The organism is Mesorhizobium robiniae (assembly GCF_040545535.1).
In the GTDB taxonomy this organism is placed as follows: domain Bacteria; phylum Pseudomonadota; class Alphaproteobacteria; order Rhizobiales; family Rhizobiaceae; genus Mesorhizobium; species Mesorhizobium robiniae.
Window position 1 is genome coordinate 1 of the sequence record NZ_JBEPMC010000017.1, and the last position, 20,530, is coordinate 20,530.

At 61.9% G+C, this 20,530-nt stretch carries 22 protein-coding genes and 1 pseudogene; 3 read left to right on the top strand and 20 right to left on the bottom strand.

The features are described 5' to 3' along the window. The first annotated feature begins 182 nt into the window (after positions 1-182). Entirely contained in the window at positions 183-605 is a 423-nt protein-coding gene (gene ndk, locus ABID19_RS31235; protein ID WP_352928811.1) for a nucleoside-diphosphate kinase, read from the top strand. A gap of 71 nt (positions 606-676) precedes the next feature. Here the strand turns inward: ndk and ABID19_RS31240 are convergent, their stop codons facing one another. The 6 genes from ABID19_RS31240 to ABID19_RS31265 form a co-directional block, all read right to left on the bottom strand. Further along, complete coding sequence (locus ABID19_RS31240; protein ID WP_354494472.1) at positions 677-1,444, bottom strand: YbaY family lipoprotein; 768 nt, start codon at positions 1,442-1,444, stop codon at positions 677-679. A 174-nt stretch (positions 1,445-1,618) separates the two neighbouring features. Further along, positions 1,619-2,101, bottom strand: coding sequence for a molybdenum cofactor biosynthesis protein MoaE (locus tag ABID19_RS31245; RefSeq protein WP_354494474.1), 483 nt, complete (start codon positions 2,099-2,101; stop codon positions 1,619-1,621). 1 nt (position 2,102) lies between these two features. Then, a complete protein-coding gene (gene moaD, locus ABID19_RS31250) occupies positions 2,103-2,360 on the bottom strand; it encodes a molybdopterin converting factor subunit 1 (protein WP_354494476.1) in 258 nt (85 codons plus the stop codon). Between the two features lies 1 nt (position 2,361). Further along, entirely contained in the window at positions 2,362-2,958 is a 597-nt protein-coding gene (gene pgsA, locus ABID19_RS31255; protein WP_352928819.1) for a CDP-diacylglycerol--glycerol-3-phosphate 3-phosphatidyltransferase, read from the bottom strand. A gap of 98 nt (positions 2,959-3,056) precedes the next feature. Then, positions 3,057-5,147, bottom strand: coding sequence for an excinuclease ABC subunit UvrC (gene uvrC, locus ABID19_RS31260; RefSeq protein ID WP_354494478.1), 2,091 nt, complete (start codon positions 5,145-5,147; stop codon positions 3,057-3,059). After that, the gene (locus ABID19_RS31265) at positions 5,144-5,920 is read right to left on the bottom strand and encodes an SDR family oxidoreductase (protein WP_354494479.1); all 777 of its coding nucleotides are present in this window, start codon (positions 5,918-5,920) and stop codon (positions 5,144-5,146) included. The genes uvrC and ABID19_RS31265 overlap by 4 nt, the downstream gene beginning before the upstream one ends. A gap of 419 nt (positions 5,921-6,339) precedes the next feature. Here ABID19_RS31265 and ABID19_RS31270 point away from each other — a divergent pair, with 419 nt between their 5' ends. Continuing rightward, entirely contained in the window at positions 6,340-6,996 is a 657-nt protein-coding gene (locus ABID19_RS31270; protein ID WP_354494481.1) for an outer membrane protein, read from the top strand. A 124-nt stretch (positions 6,997-7,120) separates the two neighbouring features. Here ABID19_RS31270 and ABID19_RS31275 read toward each other — a convergent pair whose 3' ends face one another. The 3 genes from ABID19_RS31275 to ABID19_RS31285 form a co-directional block, all read right to left on the bottom strand. Further along, positions 7,121-7,732, bottom strand: coding sequence for a Pr6Pr family membrane protein (locus ABID19_RS31275; protein ID WP_354494483.1), 612 nt, complete (start codon positions 7,730-7,732; stop codon positions 7,121-7,123). A gap of 109 nt (positions 7,733-7,841) precedes the next feature. After that, positions 7,842-8,438: a glutathione S-transferase family protein gene (locus tag ABID19_RS31280; protein ID WP_354494485.1), complete on the bottom strand. Its 597-nt coding sequence runs from the start codon at positions 8,436-8,438 to the stop codon at positions 7,842-7,844. Positions 8,439-8,908: 470 nt separating this feature from the next. After that, the gene (locus tag ABID19_RS31285) at positions 8,909-9,373 is read right to left on the bottom strand and encodes a hypothetical protein (protein WP_354494487.1); all 465 of its coding nucleotides are present in this window, start codon (positions 9,371-9,373) and stop codon (positions 8,909-8,911) included. A 554-nt stretch (positions 9,374-9,927) separates the two neighbouring features. On the opposite strand from ABID19_RS31285, the gene ABID19_RS31290 reads away from it, so the two are divergent. Next, positions 9,928-10,266, top strand: a complete 339-nt coding sequence (locus ABID19_RS31290; RefSeq protein WP_352928829.1) for a transcriptional regulator — start codon at positions 9,928-9,930, stop codon at positions 10,264-10,266. Here the strand turns inward: ABID19_RS31290 and ABID19_RS31295 are convergent. From ABID19_RS31295 to ABID19_RS31345, 11 genes and pseudogenes are all read right to left on the bottom strand, one after another. Further along, on the bottom strand, positions 10,236-10,688 hold the full coding sequence (locus ABID19_RS31295) for a hypothetical protein (protein ID WP_354494489.1): 453 nt from the start codon (positions 10,686-10,688) through the stop codon (positions 10,236-10,238). The two genes, ABID19_RS31290 and ABID19_RS31295, sit on opposite strands and share 31 nt — an antisense overlap. Before the next feature lie 303 nt (positions 10,689-10,991). Next, complete coding sequence (locus tag ABID19_RS31300; protein ID WP_354494491.1) at positions 10,992-11,840, bottom strand: 23S rRNA (adenine(2030)-N(6))-methyltransferase RlmJ; 849 nt, start codon at positions 11,838-11,840, stop codon at positions 10,992-10,994. A gap of 3 nt (positions 11,841-11,843) precedes the next feature. Beyond that, a complete protein-coding gene (locus ABID19_RS31305; RefSeq protein WP_354494492.1) occupies positions 11,844-12,461 on the bottom strand; it encodes a hypothetical protein in 618 nt (205 codons plus the stop codon). 178 nt (positions 12,462-12,639) lie between these two features. Further along, positions 12,640-13,740, bottom strand: coding sequence for an ABC transporter ATP-binding protein (locus tag ABID19_RS31310; protein WP_354494494.1), 1,101 nt, complete (start codon positions 13,738-13,740; stop codon positions 12,640-12,642). A 10-nt stretch (positions 13,741-13,750) separates the two neighbouring features. Then, positions 13,751-14,584, bottom strand: a complete 834-nt coding sequence (locus ABID19_RS31315) for a carbohydrate ABC transporter permease (protein ID WP_128285115.1) — start codon at positions 14,582-14,584, stop codon at positions 13,751-13,753. Positions 14,585-14,603: 19 nt separating this feature from the next. Continuing rightward, the gene (locus ABID19_RS31320; protein WP_354494496.1) at positions 14,604-15,539 is read right to left on the bottom strand and encodes a carbohydrate ABC transporter permease; all 936 of its coding nucleotides are present in this window, start codon (positions 15,537-15,539) and stop codon (positions 14,604-14,606) included. A gap of 87 nt (positions 15,540-15,626) precedes the next feature. Next, complete coding sequence (locus tag ABID19_RS31325) at positions 15,627-16,886, bottom strand: ABC transporter substrate-binding protein (protein ID WP_095483209.1); 1,260 nt, start codon at positions 16,884-16,886, stop codon at positions 15,627-15,629. Between the two features lie 27 nt (positions 16,887-16,913). Continuing rightward, positions 16,914-18,089, bottom strand: coding sequence for a PLP-dependent transferase (locus ABID19_RS31330; RefSeq protein ID WP_354494498.1), 1,176 nt, complete (start codon positions 18,087-18,089; stop codon positions 16,914-16,916). Then, on the bottom strand, positions 18,086-18,826 hold the full coding sequence (locus ABID19_RS31335) for a FadR/GntR family transcriptional regulator (RefSeq protein WP_354494500.1): 741 nt from the start codon (positions 18,824-18,826) through the stop codon (positions 18,086-18,088). Before ABID19_RS31335 ends, ABID19_RS31330 begins: the two co-directional genes overlap by 4 nt. A gap of 197 nt (positions 18,827-19,023) precedes the next feature. Then, a pseudogene (locus ABID19_RS31340) lies at positions 19,024-19,859 on the bottom strand (EamA family transporter). Next, positions 19,856-20,440, bottom strand: coding sequence for a TetR/AcrR family transcriptional regulator (locus ABID19_RS31345; RefSeq protein ID WP_354494502.1), 585 nt, complete (start codon positions 20,438-20,440; stop codon positions 19,856-19,858). Before ABID19_RS31345 ends, ABID19_RS31340 begins: the two are co-directional and overlap by 4 nt. Positions 20,441-20,530: the final 90 nt, after the last annotated feature.

Here is a 20,530-nt window from a genome sequence, read left to right on the forward strand (position 1 = left end):
ACGCTGCCCGCTTCATCCCCAGCCTCCATTCGCTGGCGATAAAACCGGACAACTCACGTGCTACCTAATCCGGACAACTCATGTGCTTACGACACGATCGAGCACCTCCCCTTGGCAAGCAGACGGGCGGCTTGTATAGAGCCCGCCACCCTCAGTTCCACTTTCATCACAAGGACGACCCCATGGCGCTCGAACGCACCTTTTCCATGATCAAGCCGGACGCGACCCGGCGCAATCTTACCGGCGCCATCACCCAGATGCTCGAAGAAGCCGGCCTGCGCGTCATCGCCTCGCGCCGGGTGTGGATGAGCCGCCGCGAGGCGGAAGGTTTTTATGCCGTCCACAAGGATCGTCCTTTCTTCGGCGAGCTGGTGGAATTCATGTCGTCGGCGCCGACTGTCGTGCAGGTGCTGGAAGGCGAGAACGCCATTGCCAAGAACCGCGAAGTGATGGGCGCCACCAACCCGGCCAACGCCGCCGAAGGCACCATCCGCAAGGTGCATGCGCTGTCGATCGGCGAGAATTCGGTACACGGCTCCGACGCGCCGGAAACCGCCGCGCAGGAAATCAAATACTGGTTCTCGGATACAGAGATCGTCGGCTGAGCTGACAGTTCAGATCAACACGTCATATGCAGAAAGGCCGGCGCAATGCTGGCCTTTTTTCTTTGCGGCGATCAGGTCGCGGCATTAAAGCGCAGGATGACGCGGTCGTCCTTGTCGGCAATAAGAAGCTTGCCGGCGTCGACGCGGTAAGACGTCGCCTTGGCCAGCGCCTCGAACAGCGCTTTTTCCTCGGCCATGACATCAGGCGCGCAGGCCTTGAAAGTCGAACCGATGCCGCTGACGGCGATCGTCGAACCATCTACCTTGGCGGTGGCGAAGTAGACGTTGCAGGGGCCACTGCCGCCGGCCTTGCCGTCCTCGCTGATCCTGAATGTCGCCTGCGGCTCGGCGATCACACCTATGCCGTCGATATACTCGACCAGCCAGCTCTGACCGAACACCGGGGTCGCTGCCGGTTTCTCGCTCGACGTCACCATCTTCAGCATGACGGTCTGCGGCGCGTCGCTCAGCGGGTCGACCTGGTGGCGCATATCGGAAATGAACAACAGCCTGTCGTCGACGGTGATGCGCGCCTGGAGCGCGTAGGTCATGTTGGGCCGGATCACCCCGGGATCGAAGCTGATCTCGAACTTGATCGGCACCTGGCCGGCCGGCGCCACTTTGCGTTCGCCGAGGATTGCGGCGGGTGCATCAGCCAGCGACACATCGGCAAGCTGGACCGAGAGCACGGCGTTGGGCGGCAGCGCAATGCGCTCGCGGTATAGAACTTCGCCCTTCAAGACTTTCTCGGCGGCCACAGACAACTCCGGAACGGCCAGCATGCCGACGACCAGCGGCACGAAACCGAAGATGAAGAACTCGGCGATCCTGCCCAGCATGATCCTGCTCCCTAGAGCCTGTTCCATCCCGATGGATCGGGATGGGACTCTATCTTCTTGTTTGAGCATGATCTTTTCCGAAAACCGGATTCCAATTTTCGGATCATGCTCTGCCTGCCTAACCGGCCAGAAGCTCTCGCAGGATTGCGGTCAATGCATGGCCGCGGGCTGGATTTATTCGCCGGGTTTTAGCTTCCAGCGGCTGGCAGCCCGGTCATCGCTTTCCTTGGCATCGACCCAGCCGCCATCCGAACCATCACTATGGTATTCTTTCTTCCAGAAGGGCGCACGCGATTTAAGATAATCCATCAGGAAGTTCGCCGCCTCGAACGCGGGCTGCCGGTGCGCGGAAGCCGCCACCACCAGCACGATGTTTTCGCCGGGCGCAATCCTGCCGTGGCGATGGATGGCGGTGAGCCCCTGGAGCGGCCAACGGCCGACCGCTTCGGCGGCGATGCGGCCGATCTCGGCTTCGGCCATGCCGGGATAATGTTCGAGTTCGAGTGCCGCGAGCCTGCCCGCTTCATCGCGGCAGAGACCGGAGAAAGTCACCACGGCGCCGATGTCGGTACGGCCTTGCGTCATTCGAGCGATCTCGGCGGCGACATCGAAATCCTCCGCCTGGATGCAAACCGTCGGCACCACCGCGGCCGGCATTTCAGCCACCCGTCATCGGCGGGAACAGCGCGATCTCGCGCGCGCCTGATATCTTCTCGCGGTGCTCGACATGTTCCTGGTTGATGGCGACGCGGATCACGTCGGGGTATTGCAGCGCGTTCTCGTACTCCTCGCCGCGTGTTTTCAGCCAGCGCAGCAGGTCGGCCACCGTCTCGATGCCGGCGGGCAATTCGACATCCTCGTGCGGTTTGCCGATCCGCTCGCGCACCCAGGCGAAATAAATGAGCTTTGTCGACATCCTATTCGTCCATGATGTGCTTGAGGCCGGCACGGAAATAATCGTAGCCGGTGTAAAGCGTGACCAGGGCAGCGATCCACAACAGCACCAGCCCGGTCTGGGTGGTCAGCGGGAAGACCTTGTCGCCGGCAGGTCCCGCCAGCAAGAAGGCGATGGCGACCATCTGGATCGTGGTCTTCCACTTTGCCAGCTGTGTCACCGGCACCGAGACCTTCAGCGCCGCCAGATATTCGCGCAGGCCCGAGACCAGGATCTCGCGGCACAGGATGATGATCGCCGCCCACAGCGACCAGCCGGCGATGCCGGCATGGCGGTCGGTGTCGGCTGCCAGCAGCAGCAGGCAGGTGGCGACCAGCAATTTGTCGGCAATAGGGTCGAGCATCTTGCCGATATTCGAGGTCTGCTGCCAGGCGCGCGCCAGATAGCCGTCGAAATAATCGGTGATCGAGGCGAGCAGGAAAATGATCAGCGCCGACCAGCGGGCGAAGTCGCTCGATTTCAGATGCCCCTCAAGAAAAAAACACAGCACGACCAGCGGCACCGCGACGATGCGGGCGTAGGTGAGCATGTTGGGCAGGTTGAATGCGCGCTGGGCCATATTTTTTGGGAACTCTTTCTGCCTGACTACTCAAATCAGAAGCGAATGTGGGGGGTCAACAGGCGATAGTCGATGGACCAACCGAAAATAGCAATCCATCAACTCTCATGAAAATGGTTGTAGACGAGCTTCGCCACCTGCTCGGATATACCATCGACCTTGATCAAATCCTCGATCGCGGCGCGGCTGACCGCCTTGGCGGTGCCGAAGTGCATAAGCAGCGCGCGCTTGCGGCCGGGACCGATGCCGCTGATCTCGTCGAGCGGGCTCTTGACCATTTCCTTCTTGCGGCGGGCGCGGTGCGAGCCGATGGCGAAGCGGTGGACCTCGTCGCGCAGCCGTTGAACGAAATAGAGCACCGGATCGCGAACGGGGAGCGAAAACGAGTCCCTGCCTTTGACGAAGAAGCGTTCCCGACCGGCGTCACGGTCCTGGCCCTTGGCGATGCCGATGGCCTGGACACGGTCCTCGATGCCGAGATCGGCGAGGATCTTGCGCACCGCCGTCATCTGGCCCTGGCCGCCGTCGATGAGAATGACGTCTGGCCAGGCCGGGAAGCCGCCCGCATCCTCGATATCGTCGCCCTGTTCGGCCGGGGCCGCGGCGTCCGCCGCCTGGTCGCTCTGTGGGGCGTCGCCATGTTCCTTCAGCAGCCGGGAAAAACGCCGCTCCATCACCTCGCGCATCATGCCGAAATCGTCGCCTGGCGTGATCTCGGTCGAGCGGATGTTGAATTTCCGGTACTGGTTCTTCACGAAGCCTTCCGGCCCGGCGACGACCATGGCACCGACGGCGTTGGTACCCATGATGTGGGAGTTGTCGTAGACCTCGATGCGAACCGGCGGCTTTTTCAGCCCGAAGGTCTCGGCGAAACCGGTAAGCAGCCGGCCTTGCGTCGAGGTCTCGGCCAGCCGGCGGCCGAGCGCCTCGCGGGCGTTCTGCAAGGCGTTGTCGGTCAAATCCTTCTTCTCGCCGCGCTGCGGCACCGAGATCACCACCTTGCGACCTGCGCGGGTGGAGAGAGCCTCCGCCAGCAGTTCCTGGTCCTCGACTGCATGTGACAACAGGATAGCGCGCGGCGTCGGCTTGTCGTCGTAGAATTGCGCCAGGAACGAGCCCAGCACTTCCGATCCCTCCAGCGCCGGATCGGCCTTGGGGAAATAGGCGCGGTTGCCCCAGTTCTGGCCGGTGCGGAAGAAGAATACCTGGATACAGACCTGGCCGCCTTCCTGATGGATGGCGAAGACATCGGCCTCGTCGACGGTCTGCGGATTGATGCCCTGGTGGCTCTGCACATGCGACAGCGCCGCCAGCCGGTCGCGATAGATGGCGGCCCGCTCGAAATCGAGGTTCTCCGAGGCCTGCTGCATGGCGGCGGAGATATCGGTCTTCACTTTCTGGCTGCGGCCGGACAGGAAGTCCTTCGCCTCGGCGACCAGTTTGGCATAGTCGCCATGCGAGATCTCGCCGGTACACGGCCCGGCGCAGCGCTTGATCTGAAATAGCAGGCAGGGCCGGGTGCGGTTCTCGTAGAAGGAATTGGTGCAGCTCCTGAGCAGGAAGGCGCGCTGCAACGAATTGATGGTGCGGCCGACGGCGCCTGCCGAGGCGAAGGGGCCGAAATAGTCGCCCTTGCGCGAGCGCGCGCCGCGATGCTTGTAGATGCCGGGCGAGACATGATCGCCAGTCAGCAGGATGTAGGGGAACGATTTGTCGTCCCGCATCAGCACGTTGAAGCGCGGCCGCAAGCGCTTGATGAGGTTGGCTTCCAGCAGCAGCGCTTCGATCTCGGTGCGGGTGACGACGAACTCCATCGTCGACGTCTCGCGCACCATGCGGCCGATGCGGCTGGTGTGGAACCGGCCCTGCGCGTAATTGGTCACCCGCTTTTTCAGGCTGCGCGCCTTGCCGACATAGAGCACGTCGCCTGCGGCATTCATCATGCGGTAGACGCCGGGCGCGTTGGGCAGCCGCTTGACCAGCGTCTGGATCACTTCGGCACCGACCATGCCGTCGGCATCGCCGGCATGCGGCGTCCAGTCGATGGCGGTGAAGGCGACCTCAGCGCCGCCGGCACCGGCAGCTGGTGCCTCGACGCTCTCCTCCGCCGCCTCGTCATCGAGGTCGATATCGGGGGGCAAGTCGTCGGCGGCGCCGCCTCGTTTGTGTTTCTGGTCCATGGGACTCATTCAACAATGCCTGTCACATCCGGCGTCTGCCATGCAAGGTGCTGGCCGCCGTCGAGCGCGATCATCTGGCCGCTCACCGAGCGCGCAGCCCAGAAATAGCGGATGGTGGCGCCGAATTCAGGCAATTCCGGGCCGCGCTTCAGGATCAGGCCGTCGACCTGCGCGGCAAAATCGCTGTCGTCCTGACGCGCGCTCTTCAGCGTTGGGCCAGGGCCGATGGCATTGACGCGAATACGTGGTCCCAGCGCCTGCGCCATCATCTGCGTCTGCGTCCACAATGTCGATTTCGACAGCGCATAGGAGAAATAGCGTGGCGTCGGGCGCCAGACGCGCTGGTCGATCATATTGACGATCAGTCCTTCCTGGCCTTGCGGCAGCGCGCGCGCGAATTTTTGCGCCAAAAGTGCCGGCGCCTTCACATGGACTGCGAAGTGGCGGTCCCAGACAAGCCAGTCGAAATCCTGAACCGTGTCATCCACGAACAGCGAGGCATTGTTGACCAGCAGGGTGACAGGTCCGAGCGCGGCCTCGGCGCGGCCGACCAAGTCGCCGACCGCGGCCATGTCGGTCAGGTCGGCGGCGACGACAGCGGCGCGGCCATCCTGGCCAAAATGGCCGCCGTTGATCCGGGCGGCCAACGCTTCCGCCTCGCCCCGCGAGCGGTTGCAATGAATGGCGACTGCAAAACCGTTCGCGGCAAGATCCTCCACGATCGCCTTGCCGATCCGCTTGGCCCCACCCGTCACCAATGCCGTTCCAGCGGCCTTGCTCATCCTGTCAATCCTCAATAAGCCTCGATTTCAGGCCGGCCGGCGAAATATGGCCGGCCAAGCGTTAAATGCCGTTCGTACCTTGGGCAGCATTGTGGCAAAGCGGCCGGATCGGTCTTTCGACCCTTGCCGGGACTCGGCCTGACAGACCGCAATATAGGGTGCTGGACCCCTTGCTCCAAGCGGTGTTCAGCACGGCAGGGCAAAGCCTCCTGACACGATCTGTTGCGCAGATGCAACGTCAAAGTTCGGCCTCATTCGTGCCCGGTAATGACCCAAGTTCAGGTTCGCTTCAGCCGCATTTTGACACGACATTCGGAACCGTTGAGCGCCAGATCCGTTTATCCCCCCGGCGGGTTGAGGGGCGCTCGTGAAAAGCGTGAAAAGCAAGCCTGTGCCTGTGGCTTAAGGAGTAAAGAACAATGCAAGCCAATCTTAAATTTGCGCGACCGCTGGCGGTGGCGTTCGGGCTTTTCGCCCTCGGCGGAACCGCCTATGCTGCTGACGTGATCTCGGAAGAGCCGCCGGCACCCGCCCCGATCGCTGAACTTCCGGTCGCGTCCTGGGCCGGTCCCTATGCCGGTGTGAGCGTCGGCTACGGCTTCAGCGGCCATGCCGATGCCGAAGATATCGGCGTAGACGTCGGTACCGATGGATTCGTCGGCGGCGTCTTTGGCGGCTATCAGTGGCAGCAGGACAACTTCGTGTACGGTGCTGAAGCCGATATCGGCTACAGTGGCATCGAAGGCGAAGATGCTGACATCGAGGCCAAGGGCGGCGTCGAAGGCTCGCTGCGTGCTCGCCTCGGCTACGCCGTCACGCCGGAGATACTGATCTACGGCACCGCCGGTGGCGCGCTGAAGCACCAGAAGGTGGAAGACCATTTGGTTGGTACCAGCGACAGCAACACCATGTTCGGCTGGACGGCCGGCGTCGGCACCGACATCAAGATCACAGACAATGTGTTCGGCCGTGTCGAATACCGCTACACCGACTTCGGCGACAAGGACTTCGGCGATATTGGCAACGTCAAATCGACCGACAACCGCGTCACCTTCGGCGTCGGTATGAAGTTCTAAGTCGTCCAAGCCACGACAGGAAAGAGCCGGGCCTCGTGCCCGGCTTTTTTATGCCTGAACGCCTGCCCTCTCGCGATGTGTCACCTGTGGTGAGAGGATATCTCGCCTGCCGACGATCTCGAGGTCATTGCCGAGCCAGAATTCGGTCGACCAAGACAAGGACTTCGGCTGCTGCGACAAAACCGAGGGCGATCACGACTGCATTCGACATGACCCCGACCCAGCCATGCGCGGACACGTCTATGAATGGATACGCGTATTTCCCTTCAGCGGCACCTCGGGCCAGGGCATAGGCCAGATAGGCCAGAGGATAGAGCGCCCACAGAAGCGGATCGCGCCACGAGAGCGCCCCCTTTCGCGTGAACAGCAGCCAGAACGATACGACAAGAACAGGGTTGAGCTGATGGAGCAAAAAGTTTGCTTCAGCGGTGGCGCCAGCCAAGGTGCGCAGCCCTTGGAGCAGCAATGCGAAAATCACGCCGACCAAGGCCATGACGGCAGCCACCCCTGGCACCAGCCGTGGGTGATCGAAACGCTCCCCGAGGAGCGCAATGGTTCCGAATACAACGGCGACAAGACCGTTGGTCAGGATTGTGAAATATCCTATCAACACCCATAGCGAGCCGAGCATCGAGGCGCCACCTCTCGTCAGGGTGCCGAGTTCAAGACCAATGCCAATACAGGCGGACAGACAAATAACGAGTGCAAATAAACGACAGATCAAATCGCCACCCATTGGTCGGCTCCCAGTCTGGGAGACCACGATAGGCGCAGGCTGAATATCTGTCGACGAAATCCCCTCGGTCAAACGCGGCAGCCAAGGCTGCCCGCCCCGCCTCAGGCCCTCAAGCCGGGACCGCTGGCTTCAGCTCCGGAAACTTCTCGTCGAAACGCGCTGCCCAGCGGACCAGCCGGCTGCGGCCCTTTTCCCATTTTCCGGCAAAGCGCAGCGAGAGATAGCCAAGGCAGGCACGCAGCGCCAATTGGCCGGCGGTGATCTTCTTCGGCAGTTTTGGCGGATTGGCGTTGAGCAGATCGAGCGTTGTGGTGATCTTCGCCCACTGGCGGTCGAGCCAGGGCTGGTAGACCATGTCCTCGGGGCGCGTGCGCCGCTCATAGACCATCGACAGCGCGCAGTCGCAGATGCCGTCGGCCAGCGCCTCCAGCACTTCTGCCTCGAGTCGCTTGTCGGGATTGCGCGGAAACAGCGCGTTCTTCGACATGCGGTTGAGATGCTGGGTAATGGCGCGGCTGTCGTAGATCGAGCGGCCGTCGTCGAGCACCAGCACCGGAATTTTGCCGAGCGGATTGGCGCCGATCAACTCGGCCGGCTGGTCTTCGGTTTTCATCGGCACGAGTTCGACGGCGATGCCGGCATAAAGCGCGGCCATACGCACCTTGGAACTGTAAGGGGACGTAGAAGCGTAGAGCAGTCTGGGCATGATCTGGTTCCTGATTGCCGCGACAGCGCCGCGCGTCCTATTGGACGTGCAAAGGACGCTGTAGAATTTCGATTTTGCGCATGGTCCTTTCCGAAAATCGATCCCGATTTTTGGGGTCATGCGTGGCACTGTTGGCCGGCTACGCCGATATGATCAACAGCCCACAGACGGGAAAACCAGCTGCCAAGGAGCAGCGGCCGCTTTCTCGCTTGAGGCGGTTGGAGCGACGGGAATAGCTGAACAGGTCAGACGGATCCGAACCTGGCCAATCGCCTTGCAGCGAGGAACCTTTCAGGCACAGAGAAATGCCCCACCAGACTTCGCCGTAACGGCGAAGTCCTGGGAGCTGCGAAAGCTGTGTTCCCTCCGCCTCTGTTCTCGCCCGAGCACCGACCTTGCGAGCGAGGCGCCTGTCCGGCACCCGCCCTCAACCGTCATCAGCACTGTCCCGCGCGGGCGAAGAAACGCGATTACTTCTTGGCCTTTGCCTTGGCCGGCGCTGCCTTTGCCTTCGGCTTGGCCGCAGGCGCTGCTTTCTTCACCGCCGCGGAAGACTTCGCTGCCGCCGCTTTCTTGGCCGGTGCAGCCTTCTTAGCCGGTGCAGCCTTGGCAGGCGCTGCTTTCTTCGCAGCCGGTTTTGCCGCGGCCTTTGCAGCAGGCTTCTTGGCCGGAGCTGCTTTTGCCTTGGCGGGCGCAGCCTTGGCCTTGGCAGGTGCTGCTTTCTTCACAGCCGGTTTTGCCGCGGCTTTTGCGGCCGGCTTCTTGGCCGGTGCTGCTTTTGCCTTGGCCGCGGCGGCCTTCGGCTTAGCAGCGGGCGCTGCTTTCTTCACAGCGGTTGCGACTTTCGCCGCCGCTGCTTTTACCGGCGCCTTCTTTGCCGGTGACTTCTTTGCCGGTGACTTGGATGCCGGCGCTTTGGATGACTGTTTAGCCATGTCATGCCCCTTCCGTTGTGCCGACGGCCATTAGTGACCCGGCGTGCAATGCATATCTGACTCGCGGCTTGCTAGCCAGCGAAGCATCAGCATGAATTTTGCAGTTTAAGTTTTGGTTACGGGCGACACAAGCTCATGCTGATTTCACAAATGTCGCTGCTGCTCTTCGACCTTTTCCGAGGGCGTACGACAGACATTCTGCGCGCTTTGCCGGAACTAATCCCGCTACGAAGCGCGAAGGTTATCAAGCGATTTTTCTCCTCGATCATCGATCGGAAACACCATGATGCGCCGCTTCGTCGATCTCATCGTCTTGTACAAATGGACGATCTACACAAGCTACAGAAACAAAGCGGGGCCGTTCTGTACCATGATCTTCTCTAAGCCCGCCGAGGCAACCCCACGCTCGCACATTTTCTTCTAAGTTGACAGATTACTCCATCTCACAGAGTATTCTGCGGCATGCGGGAGAGTGCAATGTCATTCGCACGAGATCGAACGGCGCTGTCCGAGATCAGTGAGACAGAACGCCGGACACCACGGCAGGCTCGGTGATGGCTGCCGACGAGATCATCCACCAGAGCGTGCGGCTCAGGATCATGGCGGCGCTGAATTCTCTGGAAAGGCGCGAAATGCTGGAATTCAGCCGATTGAAAGCTATCGTCAGCGCAACCGACGGCAATCTCGGCGCGCATATCGATACGCTTGCCAGGGCGGGATACATCGATGTCGAAAAGCTGTTCGTCGGACGCCGACCGCAAACGCGCATCAAGGCGACGTCAGTCGGACGACGCGCCTTTCGCGGTCACGTCGCCTTCCTTCGCAAAATTCTCGACGAAGCTGAGCAGCCGGACAAACGCGGTCAGCGCAGGACGCGGCAGCGGCCGTTGTAAACCATCCAGCGATCGAAGCCCGAGACGCAGAATTCGACATTGTCGCCGATCGAGGCAAAGCCTTGCCCTTCCTCGATCAGATACCAGATGGTGCGGGCACGGCCGTCGGACAAGCTGACGGTGGCGCCGCAATAGCGGCGGCCGATCGGCCAGGTTTCATTGGCGGGCAGATAGCGGTGCTGGTGGATGCGCTGGAAATCAGTGATCTCGACATCGGGCAGGTTCGGCACGTGGTGCACCTGGTAGGAGAAGCGGCTGGTGATCTTGTTCAGCACCCAGGCCTCGCCGCAAACGCCGCTGTCTTCATCGGTATAGACGGCAAGGTCGGCCGCCTTTGCTGCCTGGGTGACGGCAAGGGACGTGCCGAGCGGCGTGCAAAGGGCGATCACTGCAGCAAGGGCGGATTGGGCGAAGCGAGTCATGGCAGCCTCTTATGGTCGATTGCGCGCACTGTGCGGATTCGCTGGCGCGCGGTCAAGCGGTTGTAGAGACGATGGTTTCTTTGTTTCGAAGCAGCTTCGGTCCAATCGCCTGACTAGGGCCAGTCGCATCCATCATCAAACTCCTGTATGATCTCGGTCGGCAGAGGGGAAGGCCAGCCCGTTGTGGGGCACCAGAGGCTAACGCTGACCGCGCCCAGGGTCTTGGGCACCGTGTGAGAAAAGGGCAGCTCACACCTTGCCTCTGCCACATAACAGATACTCAAATTGCGGTGTTAACCGGACTTACCCCCCCGCCAGCCATTCAAGCGTCCAGTGCGCTGGCTGCTCGACCACGAGAAGCCTATGTAGCGCCGGCAGCAGCGTGCGCAGTTCGCCCTCCAGCGTGAACGGCGGGTTGACCACCACCATGCCGCTGCCGTCGAGGCTGGGCTCGGGCGATGGCGGCCTGATCTCGAAGCCGATGTCGAGCAGCTTCGGGATGCCCGACTGCACCAACGCCTTCCGGAAGGCGGCGACCGCTTTACGGTCCTTGACCGGGTACCACAGCGCATAGATGCCGCCCGGCCAGCGCTTGTGCGCTTTCTGCAGCCCGTCGACAAGACGGGCGAACTCGCCCTCCTCCTCAAACGGCGGATCGACCAGCACGAGGCCGCGCTTTTCCTTCGGCGGCAGATGCGCGCCGAGCGCCAGCCAGCCGTCGAGCTCGATCACCCGGGTCTGGAAATCGCCTTGGAACAGCGCCCTCAGCCTCGCGGCATCCTGGCGATGCAATTCGATCGCCGACAGCCGGTCCTGCTTGCGCATGAGATGACGCGCGATCAGCGGCGAGCCCGGATATTTTTTCACGCCGCCTTCGGGATTGAGCGAACGGACGGCTTCCAGATAAGGCGCGAGCAGCGCCGCCGCAGGGGTGCTGATCTCGGCGTCGACCAGCCGGCCGATGCCGCCCTGCCATTCGCCCGTCTTTTGCGCTTCAGTAGACGACAGGTCGTAGCGTCCGATGCCGGCATGGGTGTCGATGACGCGAAACGCCTTGTCCTTCTGCTTCAGATATTCGACGAGCCGGCACAGCACGACATGCTTGACGACATCGGCGAAGTTTCCGGCGTGGTAGGCGTGGCGGTAATTCACGAGCTAATTCGACCCCCTGCCCCAGCGCGGCGGTGGCGGCTGCGAATTCGGATTTTGCGGCCGGCCGCGGCCGCCGAAACGCAGCGCCAACAGCAGCCCGATCAGGCCGGCCGCCATCAGCGAAAACCCGACCGGGCGCGCCCGGCTGTCGATCTCGCCGACGCCGGAGCGCAGCACGAGATCGACCGTCCGCATCTCGATGCCCTCGGCGTCACCGGGGCCAACGGTGAAGGTGTAAGGGCCGGGGCTGACCGTCGCTATCAGGCCTGCCTCGTCGCGGAAGATCTTGTCCGGCAGTTGCGGGCTGACCTGGCGCGGATTTTCCGAATGGGTGAATTGCAGCGTCGAGGCGAGCACCGTTCTGCCGCCGGTGGCGGCGGTCAGCGTCAGCACGGTGCGCTGTTGCGAGACGACGATGCGTTCGGTCCTGGCGGTGAGATCGAGCAACACCCGCACCGGCGCGTCGGCAGCTGCCAGCGGCACCGTCACCGGCTTGAACCGACCCTGTTCGTAAACCCGCCAGGTGCCGATCTCACGGCCGGAGAAATTGGTCATCGCCCAGGGATAGACGACGCCGATGCCGGTGCCGGCGAGCAGGATCAGAAGAAACAGAAAGCGCATGCGCTCAGTCACCTAGCATTGGCGCCGTCGGCGCGTTCCATCTCGTCCAGGAGCCATGTCGAGGCCGAGATCGAATGTCGTATCGAATTCGGCGGTGCCAAGATAGACAATAGCATCGGCCTCAAGGGTGGGAACCGGTTTTGGGAAAATTCGAGTACTCTGAGCGACCCACGGAGGATCAGCTCTTCCCCTTCTGGAGGCTCGATTCCAATGCGCGCATCCCAGTCTCATCGAACAAATGCAAATGTTGCGGCGGGAAAGACACCGTCACCGTCGGGCCAGCTGTCAGCGCGGCCCGGTCGAGCGTGAACACGTTGAAAGGCAGGCCATGCAGGCCGAGATGCAGGATGATGCCGAAGCCAGTCGGTTCGATCAGGTCGACCGTCGCCCTCAGGCTGCTCTCCGAAGCTGGCGACATCTCGACATGCTCCGGCCGGATGCCGAGCGTCACCGCCGAGCCTTCCTCGAGTTGATAGGCTGAGGATAGCCCGATCAGCGTCCCATCGGGCAGCCGTGCGCCGGCCGTGCCCCCACTGACCTCATAGCGTGCCGACAGAAAATTCATGGCGGGCGAACCGATGAAGCCGGCGACGAACAGGTTTGCCGGGCGGTCGTAAAGCTCCAGCGGGCTGCCGACCTGCTGCACCACGCCCTCATGCATGGCGACGATCCGGTCGGCCAGTGTCATCGCCTCGATCTGGTCGTGGGTGACATAGATCGAGGTCGCGCCGAGATCGCGGTGCAGCTTTTTGATCTCTGCCCGCATCTGCTCACGCAAGCGCGCGTCCAGATTGGATAGCGGCTCGTCGAACAGGAATGCCTTGGGCTGTCGCACGATCGCGCGTCCCATCGCCACGCGCTGGCGCTGACCGCCCGACAGTGCCTTCGGCCGCCGCGCAAGCAGCGGCTGCAGCTCAAGCTTCCTGGCCGCATTGCTGACAGCGGCTGTGATCTTCTCGCGGGCCGCCTTCCGGATCCGCAGGCCATAGCTCATGTTCTCGGCGACGTTCATATGCGGGTAGAGCGCGTAGGACTGGAACACCATGGCGATGTCGCGGTCCTTGGGTGCCCGCTCATTGACGCGCATGCCGTCGATCCGGATCTCGCCTTCGGTCACCTCTTCGAGCCCGGCGATCATGCGCAGCAGCGTGCTCTTGCCGCAGCCGGACGGACCCACCAGCACCACGAACTCGCCGTTCTCTATCGCCAGATCGACGCCGTGCAGCACGGAGACGATGCCGAAATTCTTGCGAACGTTGCGGATGTCGATCGATGCCATGAAACCTCGCTCAGCCCTTGACCGCGCCGGCCGTCAGGCCCTGAACCAGATAGCGCTGGATGAACAGAAAGAAGAGGCAGGCCGGGATCAACGCCAGCACGCCAGCCGCCATCATCTGCCCGAAATCGACCGAAAACTTCGACACGAAGGTGAGCAGACCGACCGGAAACGTGGCGGCGCTGTTGCCCGAAATCAGCATCAGCGCGAACAGCAGTTCGCTCCACGCGGCTGTGAACACAAAACCCAGCGTCGCGGCAATGCCCGGCAGCGTCAGCGGCAGGACGATCTGGCGGAACGCCATGAACTGCGTGGCGCCATCGATCTTGGCCGCCTCCTCCAGTTCCTTGGGGATGCCATCGAAGAACGACTGCATCAGGAATGTCGCGAAGGGGATGTTGAAGGCCGTGTAGACGACCACTAGCCCGGTCAGGCTATTGGTCAGTCCGAGCGGCGAGAGCATCTTGAAGATCGGCGCGACCAGCATCACCAATGGAAACATCTGGGTGAGCAGCATCAGCGCGACCAGCCAGTACTTGCCACGGAAGGTGAAGCGCGACAGCGCATAGCCAGAGAGAGACGCGAGCAGCGTCACGATCACGGCCGTCGCGCCGGCAACGATCATGCTGTTCCTGAAGAAGATCGGGAACGCACTATGGGCCAGCACGAAGCGGAAATGTTCAAAGCTCATCCGCGACGGCCACATCCGCACGCCCTCCGAATAGAGCAGGTCGTTCGGCGTGACAGATACTTTCAACAGCCAGAACAGCGGGAACAGCGCAAAGACCACGTAGCAGAGGATCGCCAGGCGGTGCAGCGCGGTGCCGAAGATTGAATACCTGTTCATCTGGTTATCCCCTGATCCATCAGGCCCGATCCATCAGGACTTGCCGCAGCATGACGATCAGCATCGAATAGGCGAGCAGCAGGACGAGCAGCACCAGCGCAATGGCCGAGGCATAGCCGAAATCAAGCGCCCTGAAAGCTTGCGTGAAGATGTAGCTCGCGACGATCTGCGTGCGGTCGGCCGGCCCGCCGCTGGTCATCACGATGATCAGGTCGGCGAAGTTCGAGATCCAGACGGTGCGCAACAGCACGGTGATCGCAATGGTCGGCGCAAGGAATGGCAATGTGATCGAGGTGAACCGCCTGATCGCGCCGGCGCCGTCGATCGCCGCCGCTTCGTAGAGGTCGCGCGGGATGGCCTGGAGCGCGGCCAGCAGCGTGATGGCGAAGAAGGGAATGCCCCACCATACGTTAGCGATGATCGGCCCCCACATGGCGAGTTGCGGATTGGAAAGGATGTTGGCCGGCTCGCTCATGAGGCCGAGCGCATAAAGCCAATGCGGCAGCGGTCCGATGACGGGGTTGAACAGCCACGCCCAGTTGAGCCCGGTGAGGAAGGTCGGCACCGCCCATGGCAGGAACACCAGCGCCTGCGCGATGGCGCGGCCGGCAAACGGCCGGTCGAGCAACAGCGCCAGGATCAGGCCGAACACGAATTGCAGCAAGACGGATGCGCCGGTCCACCACAGCGTGTTGCGCAGCGCGCGGTAGAAATTGTCGTCGCCATAAAGGGTGCGAAAATGATCGAGTCCGACGTAGCCGCCGGAGAAAGGATTGAGCAAGTGCACGTCGCGGAAGGCGTAGGACAGGCCTAGCACCAGCGGCGCCAGCATGATGGTGACGATCAGAATCAGCGCCGGCGCGGTGTAAAGATATGGTTCGGCGTGGCGCGTGATCCGGTCGACCAGCGACCGGCGGCGCGATTCCGGGAGGCCGGCAGCGGCGTCAAGAACCATCGGGTAACGCTTTCATTCCAATCGACCATGGACGGGATCTATCGGAGCCACCCACGATGGGCGGCTCCGATGCTCGCGGTCCGCCGTTTATTTCTTGGCCAGGAATTTCTGCTGTGCCTTGGTCAGATAGTCGGCCCACTGGTTGGCCATTTCCTCGGGCGTGATATCGCCGAGCAGCGCCTGTTGACTGGTTTTGATGACCATCGAGTCCTTGAAGAAGGCGAACTCTTCGAGATAGGTCGGCATGACCGTCGGCACCGCATCCTTGTCCTCGAGTTCGGCGAACCAGCCCTTGAACTGCTCGCTTGCGTAGAACGGATCCTTTTCGGCCGACTTGTGAACCGGCAGCGCTCCGGTGCGCTTGTTCCACTCGACATTGCCCTCAGGCCCTTCGAGCGTTTCGATCAGCTTCCAGGAGAGGTCCTTGTTCTGGCTGGCTGCCATCATCGACCAACCGGCATAGCCGATGGTCGGGAACGTCTTGCCGGACGGCCCCTTCGGCATGGTCATGACGCCGTAGTCTTCCGGCTTCATCCGCTCGGCGATTGCGATCAGCGCGTCTGGATCCTGATCGAGCATTGCGCAGGTGCCGGTGTAGAAACCGGCGACGATTTCGTTGAAACCCCAGTTGACGCTGTCCTTCGGCGCCAACCCCTTCTTGTAGAGATCAACGACCCAGGTCAGTCCCTTGACCCAGCCTTCACTGTTCATGGTCGAGGTGCCGTCTTCATTGAAGAATTTGTTGGAGCCGGCCATGGTTGCGCCGAACATCATCCAGCCGTTGAGGCCGCCCGGCCCGCCGCGCAGGCAGTAGCCATATTTGCCTGGGAGCTTGGAGACTTTCTCCGACGCCGCCACGAACTCGTCCATCGTCTTGGGCGGCTCGGCGACACCAGCCTCCTGGAACAGCTTCTTGTTGTAGAACATCGCCCGGAGATAGAAGCCATAAGGCAGCATGTAGGCGGTGTTGTTCACGTCGCGGCCGAGTTCGAGCGCGCGATCGGTGAGGCCCGAGGTGTGCTCCCACTTGGCAAGATAGGGCTCGAGGCTCTCAAGAAGGCCGTTGTTGGCATAGAGCGACAGCCACGTGTCCGGCATCTCCATGACGTCGGGGATTTCGCCGGCAGACACCATGGTCGCGAACTTCTGGAACGCTTCGCCCCAGGGCAGCGAGATGACCTCAACCTTCGTGCCCGGGTTGGCGGCCTCGAATTTGGAGACGATCGATTTAAGGGTTTCGGTGCGCTCGGGGCTAGTGATCACCTCCACGAGCTTCAGCGTCGTGTCGGCGAGTGCGGCACCCGACATCAGTACGGTCGCGAATGCCGCGATAAGAAGCTTCTTCATTTTCCGTTCCCTTCTTGTCTGATTGCTTCAGGTCTTTTCTTCGGAAGCGGCGGCGATCGCCGTTTCCAGGTCTCTCCACAGCGCCTCGGTTCCCTCGAGGCCGACATGGAGACGCACGGACCGCGGATGGACGCCGAACGCCAGCGCGGAATTGGGTTGGGCTTTCTGCTGCAGCACGACCTCGCCCGGGACGATGAGACTTTCATGGCCGCCCCACGACACACCCAGCTTAAACAGCTTAAGGCGGTCGGCAAACGTCCGGATATCGATGCCGTCGCGGAAGACGAATGAGAACAGGCCCGACGTGCCGGTGAGCCCCGCGGGAAGCCGGTTGGCCAGGCCCGGATGGCAGACCCTCTCGACGATCGGATGATCCTGCAGGCGCCGTGCGATTTCGAGGCCGGACGCCTGATGCGCGCGCATCCGGATCGGCAGTGTGCGCAAGCCACGGATCAAGAGCCAGGCATCGAATGGCGACAGCTTGCCGCCGAGATATGGGTAGGCTTCGGCGCGGATGCGGCCGATCAAGTCCTTCGAGCCCGCGACCACGCCGGCCACGACATCGCTGTGGCCACCCAGATACTTGGATGCGGAGTGGACCACGACGTCGACGCCGAGCGACAGCGGCCGCTGGAAGACCGGGCTGGCCCAGCTGTTGTCTATGATGGTCGGGATGCCACGGGACTTTGCAAGCGCAGCGAGCGCACCGATGTCATGCGTTTCCATGACCCAACTGGTCGGGCTTTCCATATAGAACAGCTTCGCGCCAGACAGGGCGCTGGCGACGGCAGCTTCGTCGCGCCCGTCGACATAGGTCACTTCGATACGCATGCGCGCCAGCAGCGTCCCGAACAGCCGGAACGCGTCCGGGTAGATGTGCTTGACCGCGACGATGCGGTCGCCGGGCTCGACAAAGCTCAGCACCGCCGACGAGATGGCGGACATGCCGCTCGCAAAACCGATCGCGTCCTCGGCGCCTTCTAGTTTTGCGAGCATTTCCTCGAACATGCGCACTGTCGGGTTCAACCCACGCGTGTAGGTCGGCCGCACTTTTTCGCCGCGGTATGTCTCGAGCATCTCGTCATAGTTCGGGAAGGTGAAGAGCGAAGTTTGCACGATCGGCGGCACGACGGCGTCGAAGGCGTTGCCCTCGTCATGCGCGGCAATCAGCGATGCCTGGTCGAAAAAATCGGGACCGTTCATTTCGACATTTCCTCGATATCCTCTTCCACGATCTCGAGGATCTTCAACGTTTTTCCGCGCGCCTGCTCCGCGTCCTTGGCGACGATGGCATCGAACAATTCGCGGTGATACGGAAACGATCGCCGCGCGAAATCCTGGCGGTCGAAAGGATGGTCCCAGAAGCGCTCGAACGCTTCGCGCATCTGTCCCAGGAGCTGCCGGAAAAGCGGGTTGTGCGTGGCGTCGTAGACGGCCAGATGGAAGGCCAGATCTTCCGGACCCGACGTGCCGGTGGCGAGATGGACGCGCTCCATCTCGATGAGTTTTTCCTCGATCGTCCTGAGATCGTCGGCCGTTCGCCGCCGTGCCGCGACCATGCTTGCTTCGGCCTCGATGCCGCGGCGCACCTCGAGGGTGTGCAAGAGACCATCGCGCAGCTCTGCCGTATCGAGCGACAGCGGCAAATGGATCGTGCCGGCGGATATCGGCTTGAGCAGATAGGTGCCGCTACCCTTGCGGGTCTCGGTGACGCCGAGCGCTTCGAAACGCCCCATCGCCTCCCGTATTGTCGAACGCCCGACGGAAAGCGCGGCCATCAATTCACGTTCGGTCGGAAGCCGGTCACCGCTCTTCAGCGCGGCGCGCTCGACATAGTCGGCCAGCGCTTCCATGACCTGCTTGCCGCGATCCAGCGGCGGGAGCGTGGCGATTGCCACACGCGTGGCAGGGGCCCCGGGCAGTTCGCCGCGCGCTCTCATCGCCACCTATTTCCAAAATTGGTCTGACATCTTAGCAGTTTTGCGCGCGGTCATCTTTTCGTCAAGTGGCTGGCAGTGTCTCAGTTTGAATTTCCGCTCACGACCCTTGCGGACCTTGAGCGTTGCCGCAAAGGCTTCTGCGACGTTGCAAAAACCAGGTGCAAACTGTCGTTTTTAATCGGGAATTTCGCGACAGATCATGACTGGTAGCCGAGGCAGATCGCGCCGATCGCTACGATACCGCAGGCGACAATGCGGCGAGCGGTCAAGGTTTCCCCAAGGAACAACCATCCAATGAGGACCGCGAACACGACGCTCGTTTCCCTCAGCGCCGTAATTGGACCTGCCGGCCCCAGCGCGAAAGCTGCCACGACGACGCCATAGGCGATCATTGCAACGAGGCCACCGCCGAGTGCTTTCCATGTTTCGGGGGAGCGAACGTCAACAGCGAGCTCTCCTCGCATGAGCATGAACGTGGCGGGAAGCAGGCTTCCGTAGAGAACCAGCACCCAGGCCGTGTATGCGCCGCTATGGTCGGCCAACCGCACGCCGACTGCATCGACTGTAGCATAGCTGGCGATGATCGCGCCCGTCGCCAGGGCAAATAGGATCGAGGACGTTGAGGCCCTGCCCTTACCGAGCGAAAGGCTCATGATGCCCGCGGCAACAAGGGTGACACCCACCATCTGGTAGTGCCGAGGCGTTCGCCGGCGAGCAGGAAACCGCCCAGCGTGACCAGCAGAGGCACGGTCCCCCGGACGATCGGGTAAACCTGTCCAAGTTCGCCATACCGGTAGGCCGCGACGAGGAAGACGCTGTAGCCGACCTGAAGGGCGGCAGAGAGCGCAATGTACGGCCAGGCATCAGCGGCCGGCAGTGGAAGGATAAAGATAAACGGCAATGCCAGTACCGTGCTGGAAATGCTCATGACGGTCACGGTCCACAGCCGATCAGCGCCGTTGCGGAGAAAAGCGTTCCATGTCGCATGAAGGGTGGCGGCAAAGATTGCGAGGCCGACGACGACCGCGCTCATTGGATCGCCTTCGGTACAGCAAGAATCCGCTTTGCTGCCTCGCGTGCATTCTCGATGGCAGCCTTGCCCTGCCCCATTTGAGCAAGAAGGGTTGCGCCTTCGATTAGCATGAACAGTGCCGAAGCCATGCTTTCGGCCCGGGCGTCCGGCATCGTCGCTTCGAGGATTTTTTGTATCCGCCGCCTCAGACCGTCCTTTTGCCGAGTGACAGCCTTGAACACCGGGTGCTCGGGGTCTCCAAATTCGGCCAGGGCATGCTGGAACAGGCATCCGTGAAAATCCGGGCTGTCGAACCAGTGCTCGTACCAGTCGAGAATAGTCGCGATCTTCTGTTGGGGTGTGGTGGCTGCGTCCCCAAGCCGATCGAGCTGCCGTGCAAACCGATCGGCCCGCCAGTCCAGAACCTCGACAATGAGGGCGTCCTTTTTCGGGAAATGACGATACATCGTCATCTTGGCGACCTCGGCCTCGGCAATGATGCGGTCGATGCCGGTCGCGTGGAAACCTACGCGCTTGAACAAGCCATAGGCAGTTTCAACAATGTGCTGCCGCTTTTCGGCGGCGTCGGCGCGGAGCGACATGGCAAAACCTTAAGTGATACAGACCTGTCTCACTTATAGATCGACCGGCAGCTTCGGTCAACGAGTGTCGGAGCGTCGAGACTGCAGCAG

What these genes read in the sequence shown, in the direction of transcription:
- pgsA (WP_352928819.1), bottom strand. Translation starts at nt 2,958, where the DNA reads ATGGCCCAGCGCGCATTCAACCTGCCCAACATGCTCACCTACGCCCGC.
- ABID19_RS31310 (WP_354494494.1), bottom strand. Translation starts at nt 13,740, where the DNA reads ATGGCATCGATCGACATCCGCAACGTTCGCAAGAATTTCGGCATCGTC.
- ABID19_RS31240 (WP_354494472.1), bottom strand. Translation starts at nt 1,444, where the DNA reads ATGCTGGGCAGGATCGCCGAGTTCTTCATCTTCGGTTTCGTGCCGCTG.
- ABID19_RS31320 (WP_354494496.1), bottom strand. Translation starts at nt 15,539, where the DNA reads ATGGTTCTTGACGCCGCTGCCGGCCTCCCGGAATCGCGCCGCCGGTCG.
- ABID19_RS31335 (WP_354494500.1), bottom strand. Translation starts at nt 18,826, where the DNA reads ATGAGAGCGCGCGGCGAACTGCCCGGGGCCCCTGCCACGCGTGTGGCA.
- ABID19_RS31295 (WP_354494489.1), bottom strand. Translation starts at nt 10,688, where the DNA reads ATGACTCGCTTCGCCCAATCCGCCCTTGCTGCAGTGATCGCCCTTTGC.
- ABID19_RS31290 (WP_352928829.1), top strand. Translation starts at nt 9,928, where the DNA reads ATGGCTGCCGACGAGATCATCCACCAGAGCGTGCGGCTCAGGATCATG.
- moaD (WP_354494476.1), bottom strand. Translation starts at nt 2,360, where the DNA reads ATGTCGACAAAGCTCATTTATTTCGCCTGGGTGCGCGAGCGGATCGGC.
- ABID19_RS31325 (WP_095483209.1), bottom strand. Translation starts at nt 16,886, where the DNA reads ATGAAGAAGCTTCTTATCGCGGCATTCGCGACCGTACTGATGTCGGGT.
- ABID19_RS31305 (WP_354494492.1), bottom strand. Translation starts at nt 12,461, where the DNA reads ATGCGCTTTCTGTTTCTTCTGATCCTGCTCGCCGGCACCGGCATCGGC.
- ndk (WP_352928811.1), top strand. Translation starts at nt 183, where the DNA reads ATGGCGCTCGAACGCACCTTTTCCATGATCAAGCCGGACGCGACCCGG.
- uvrC (WP_354494478.1), bottom strand. Translation starts at nt 5,147, where the DNA reads ATGAGTCCCATGGACCAGAAACACAAACGAGGCGGCGCCGCCGACGAC.
- ABID19_RS31285 (WP_354494487.1), bottom strand. Translation starts at nt 9,373, where the DNA reads ATGGCTAAACAGTCATCCAAAGCGCCGGCATCCAAGTCACCGGCAAAG.
- ABID19_RS31330 (WP_354494498.1), bottom strand. Translation starts at nt 18,089, where the DNA reads ATGAACGGTCCCGATTTTTTCGACCAGGCATCGCTGATTGCCGCGCAT.
- ABID19_RS31265 (WP_354494479.1), bottom strand. Translation starts at nt 5,920, where the DNA reads ATGAGCAAGGCCGCTGGAACGGCATTGGTGACGGGTGGGGCCAAGCGG.
- ABID19_RS31245 (WP_354494474.1), bottom strand. Translation starts at nt 2,101, where the DNA reads ATGCCGGCCGCGGTGGTGCCGACGGTTTGCATCCAGGCGGAGGATTTC.
- ABID19_RS31280 (WP_354494485.1), bottom strand. Translation starts at nt 8,438, where the DNA reads ATGCCCAGACTGCTCTACGCTTCTACGTCCCCTTACAGTTCCAAGGTG.
- ABID19_RS31315 (WP_128285115.1), bottom strand. Translation starts at nt 14,584, where the DNA reads ATGAACAGGTATTCAATCTTCGGCACCGCGCTGCACCGCCTGGCGATC.
- ABID19_RS31345 (WP_354494502.1), bottom strand. Translation starts at nt 20,440, where the DNA reads ATGTCGCTCCGCGCCGACGCCGCCGAAAAGCGGCAGCACATTGTTGAA.
- ABID19_RS31275 (WP_354494483.1), bottom strand. Translation starts at nt 7,732, where the DNA reads ATGGGTGGCGATTTGATCTGTCGTTTATTTGCACTCGTTATTTGTCTG.
- ABID19_RS31270 (WP_354494481.1), top strand. Translation starts at nt 6,340, where the DNA reads ATGCAAGCCAATCTTAAATTTGCGCGACCGCTGGCGGTGGCGTTCGGG.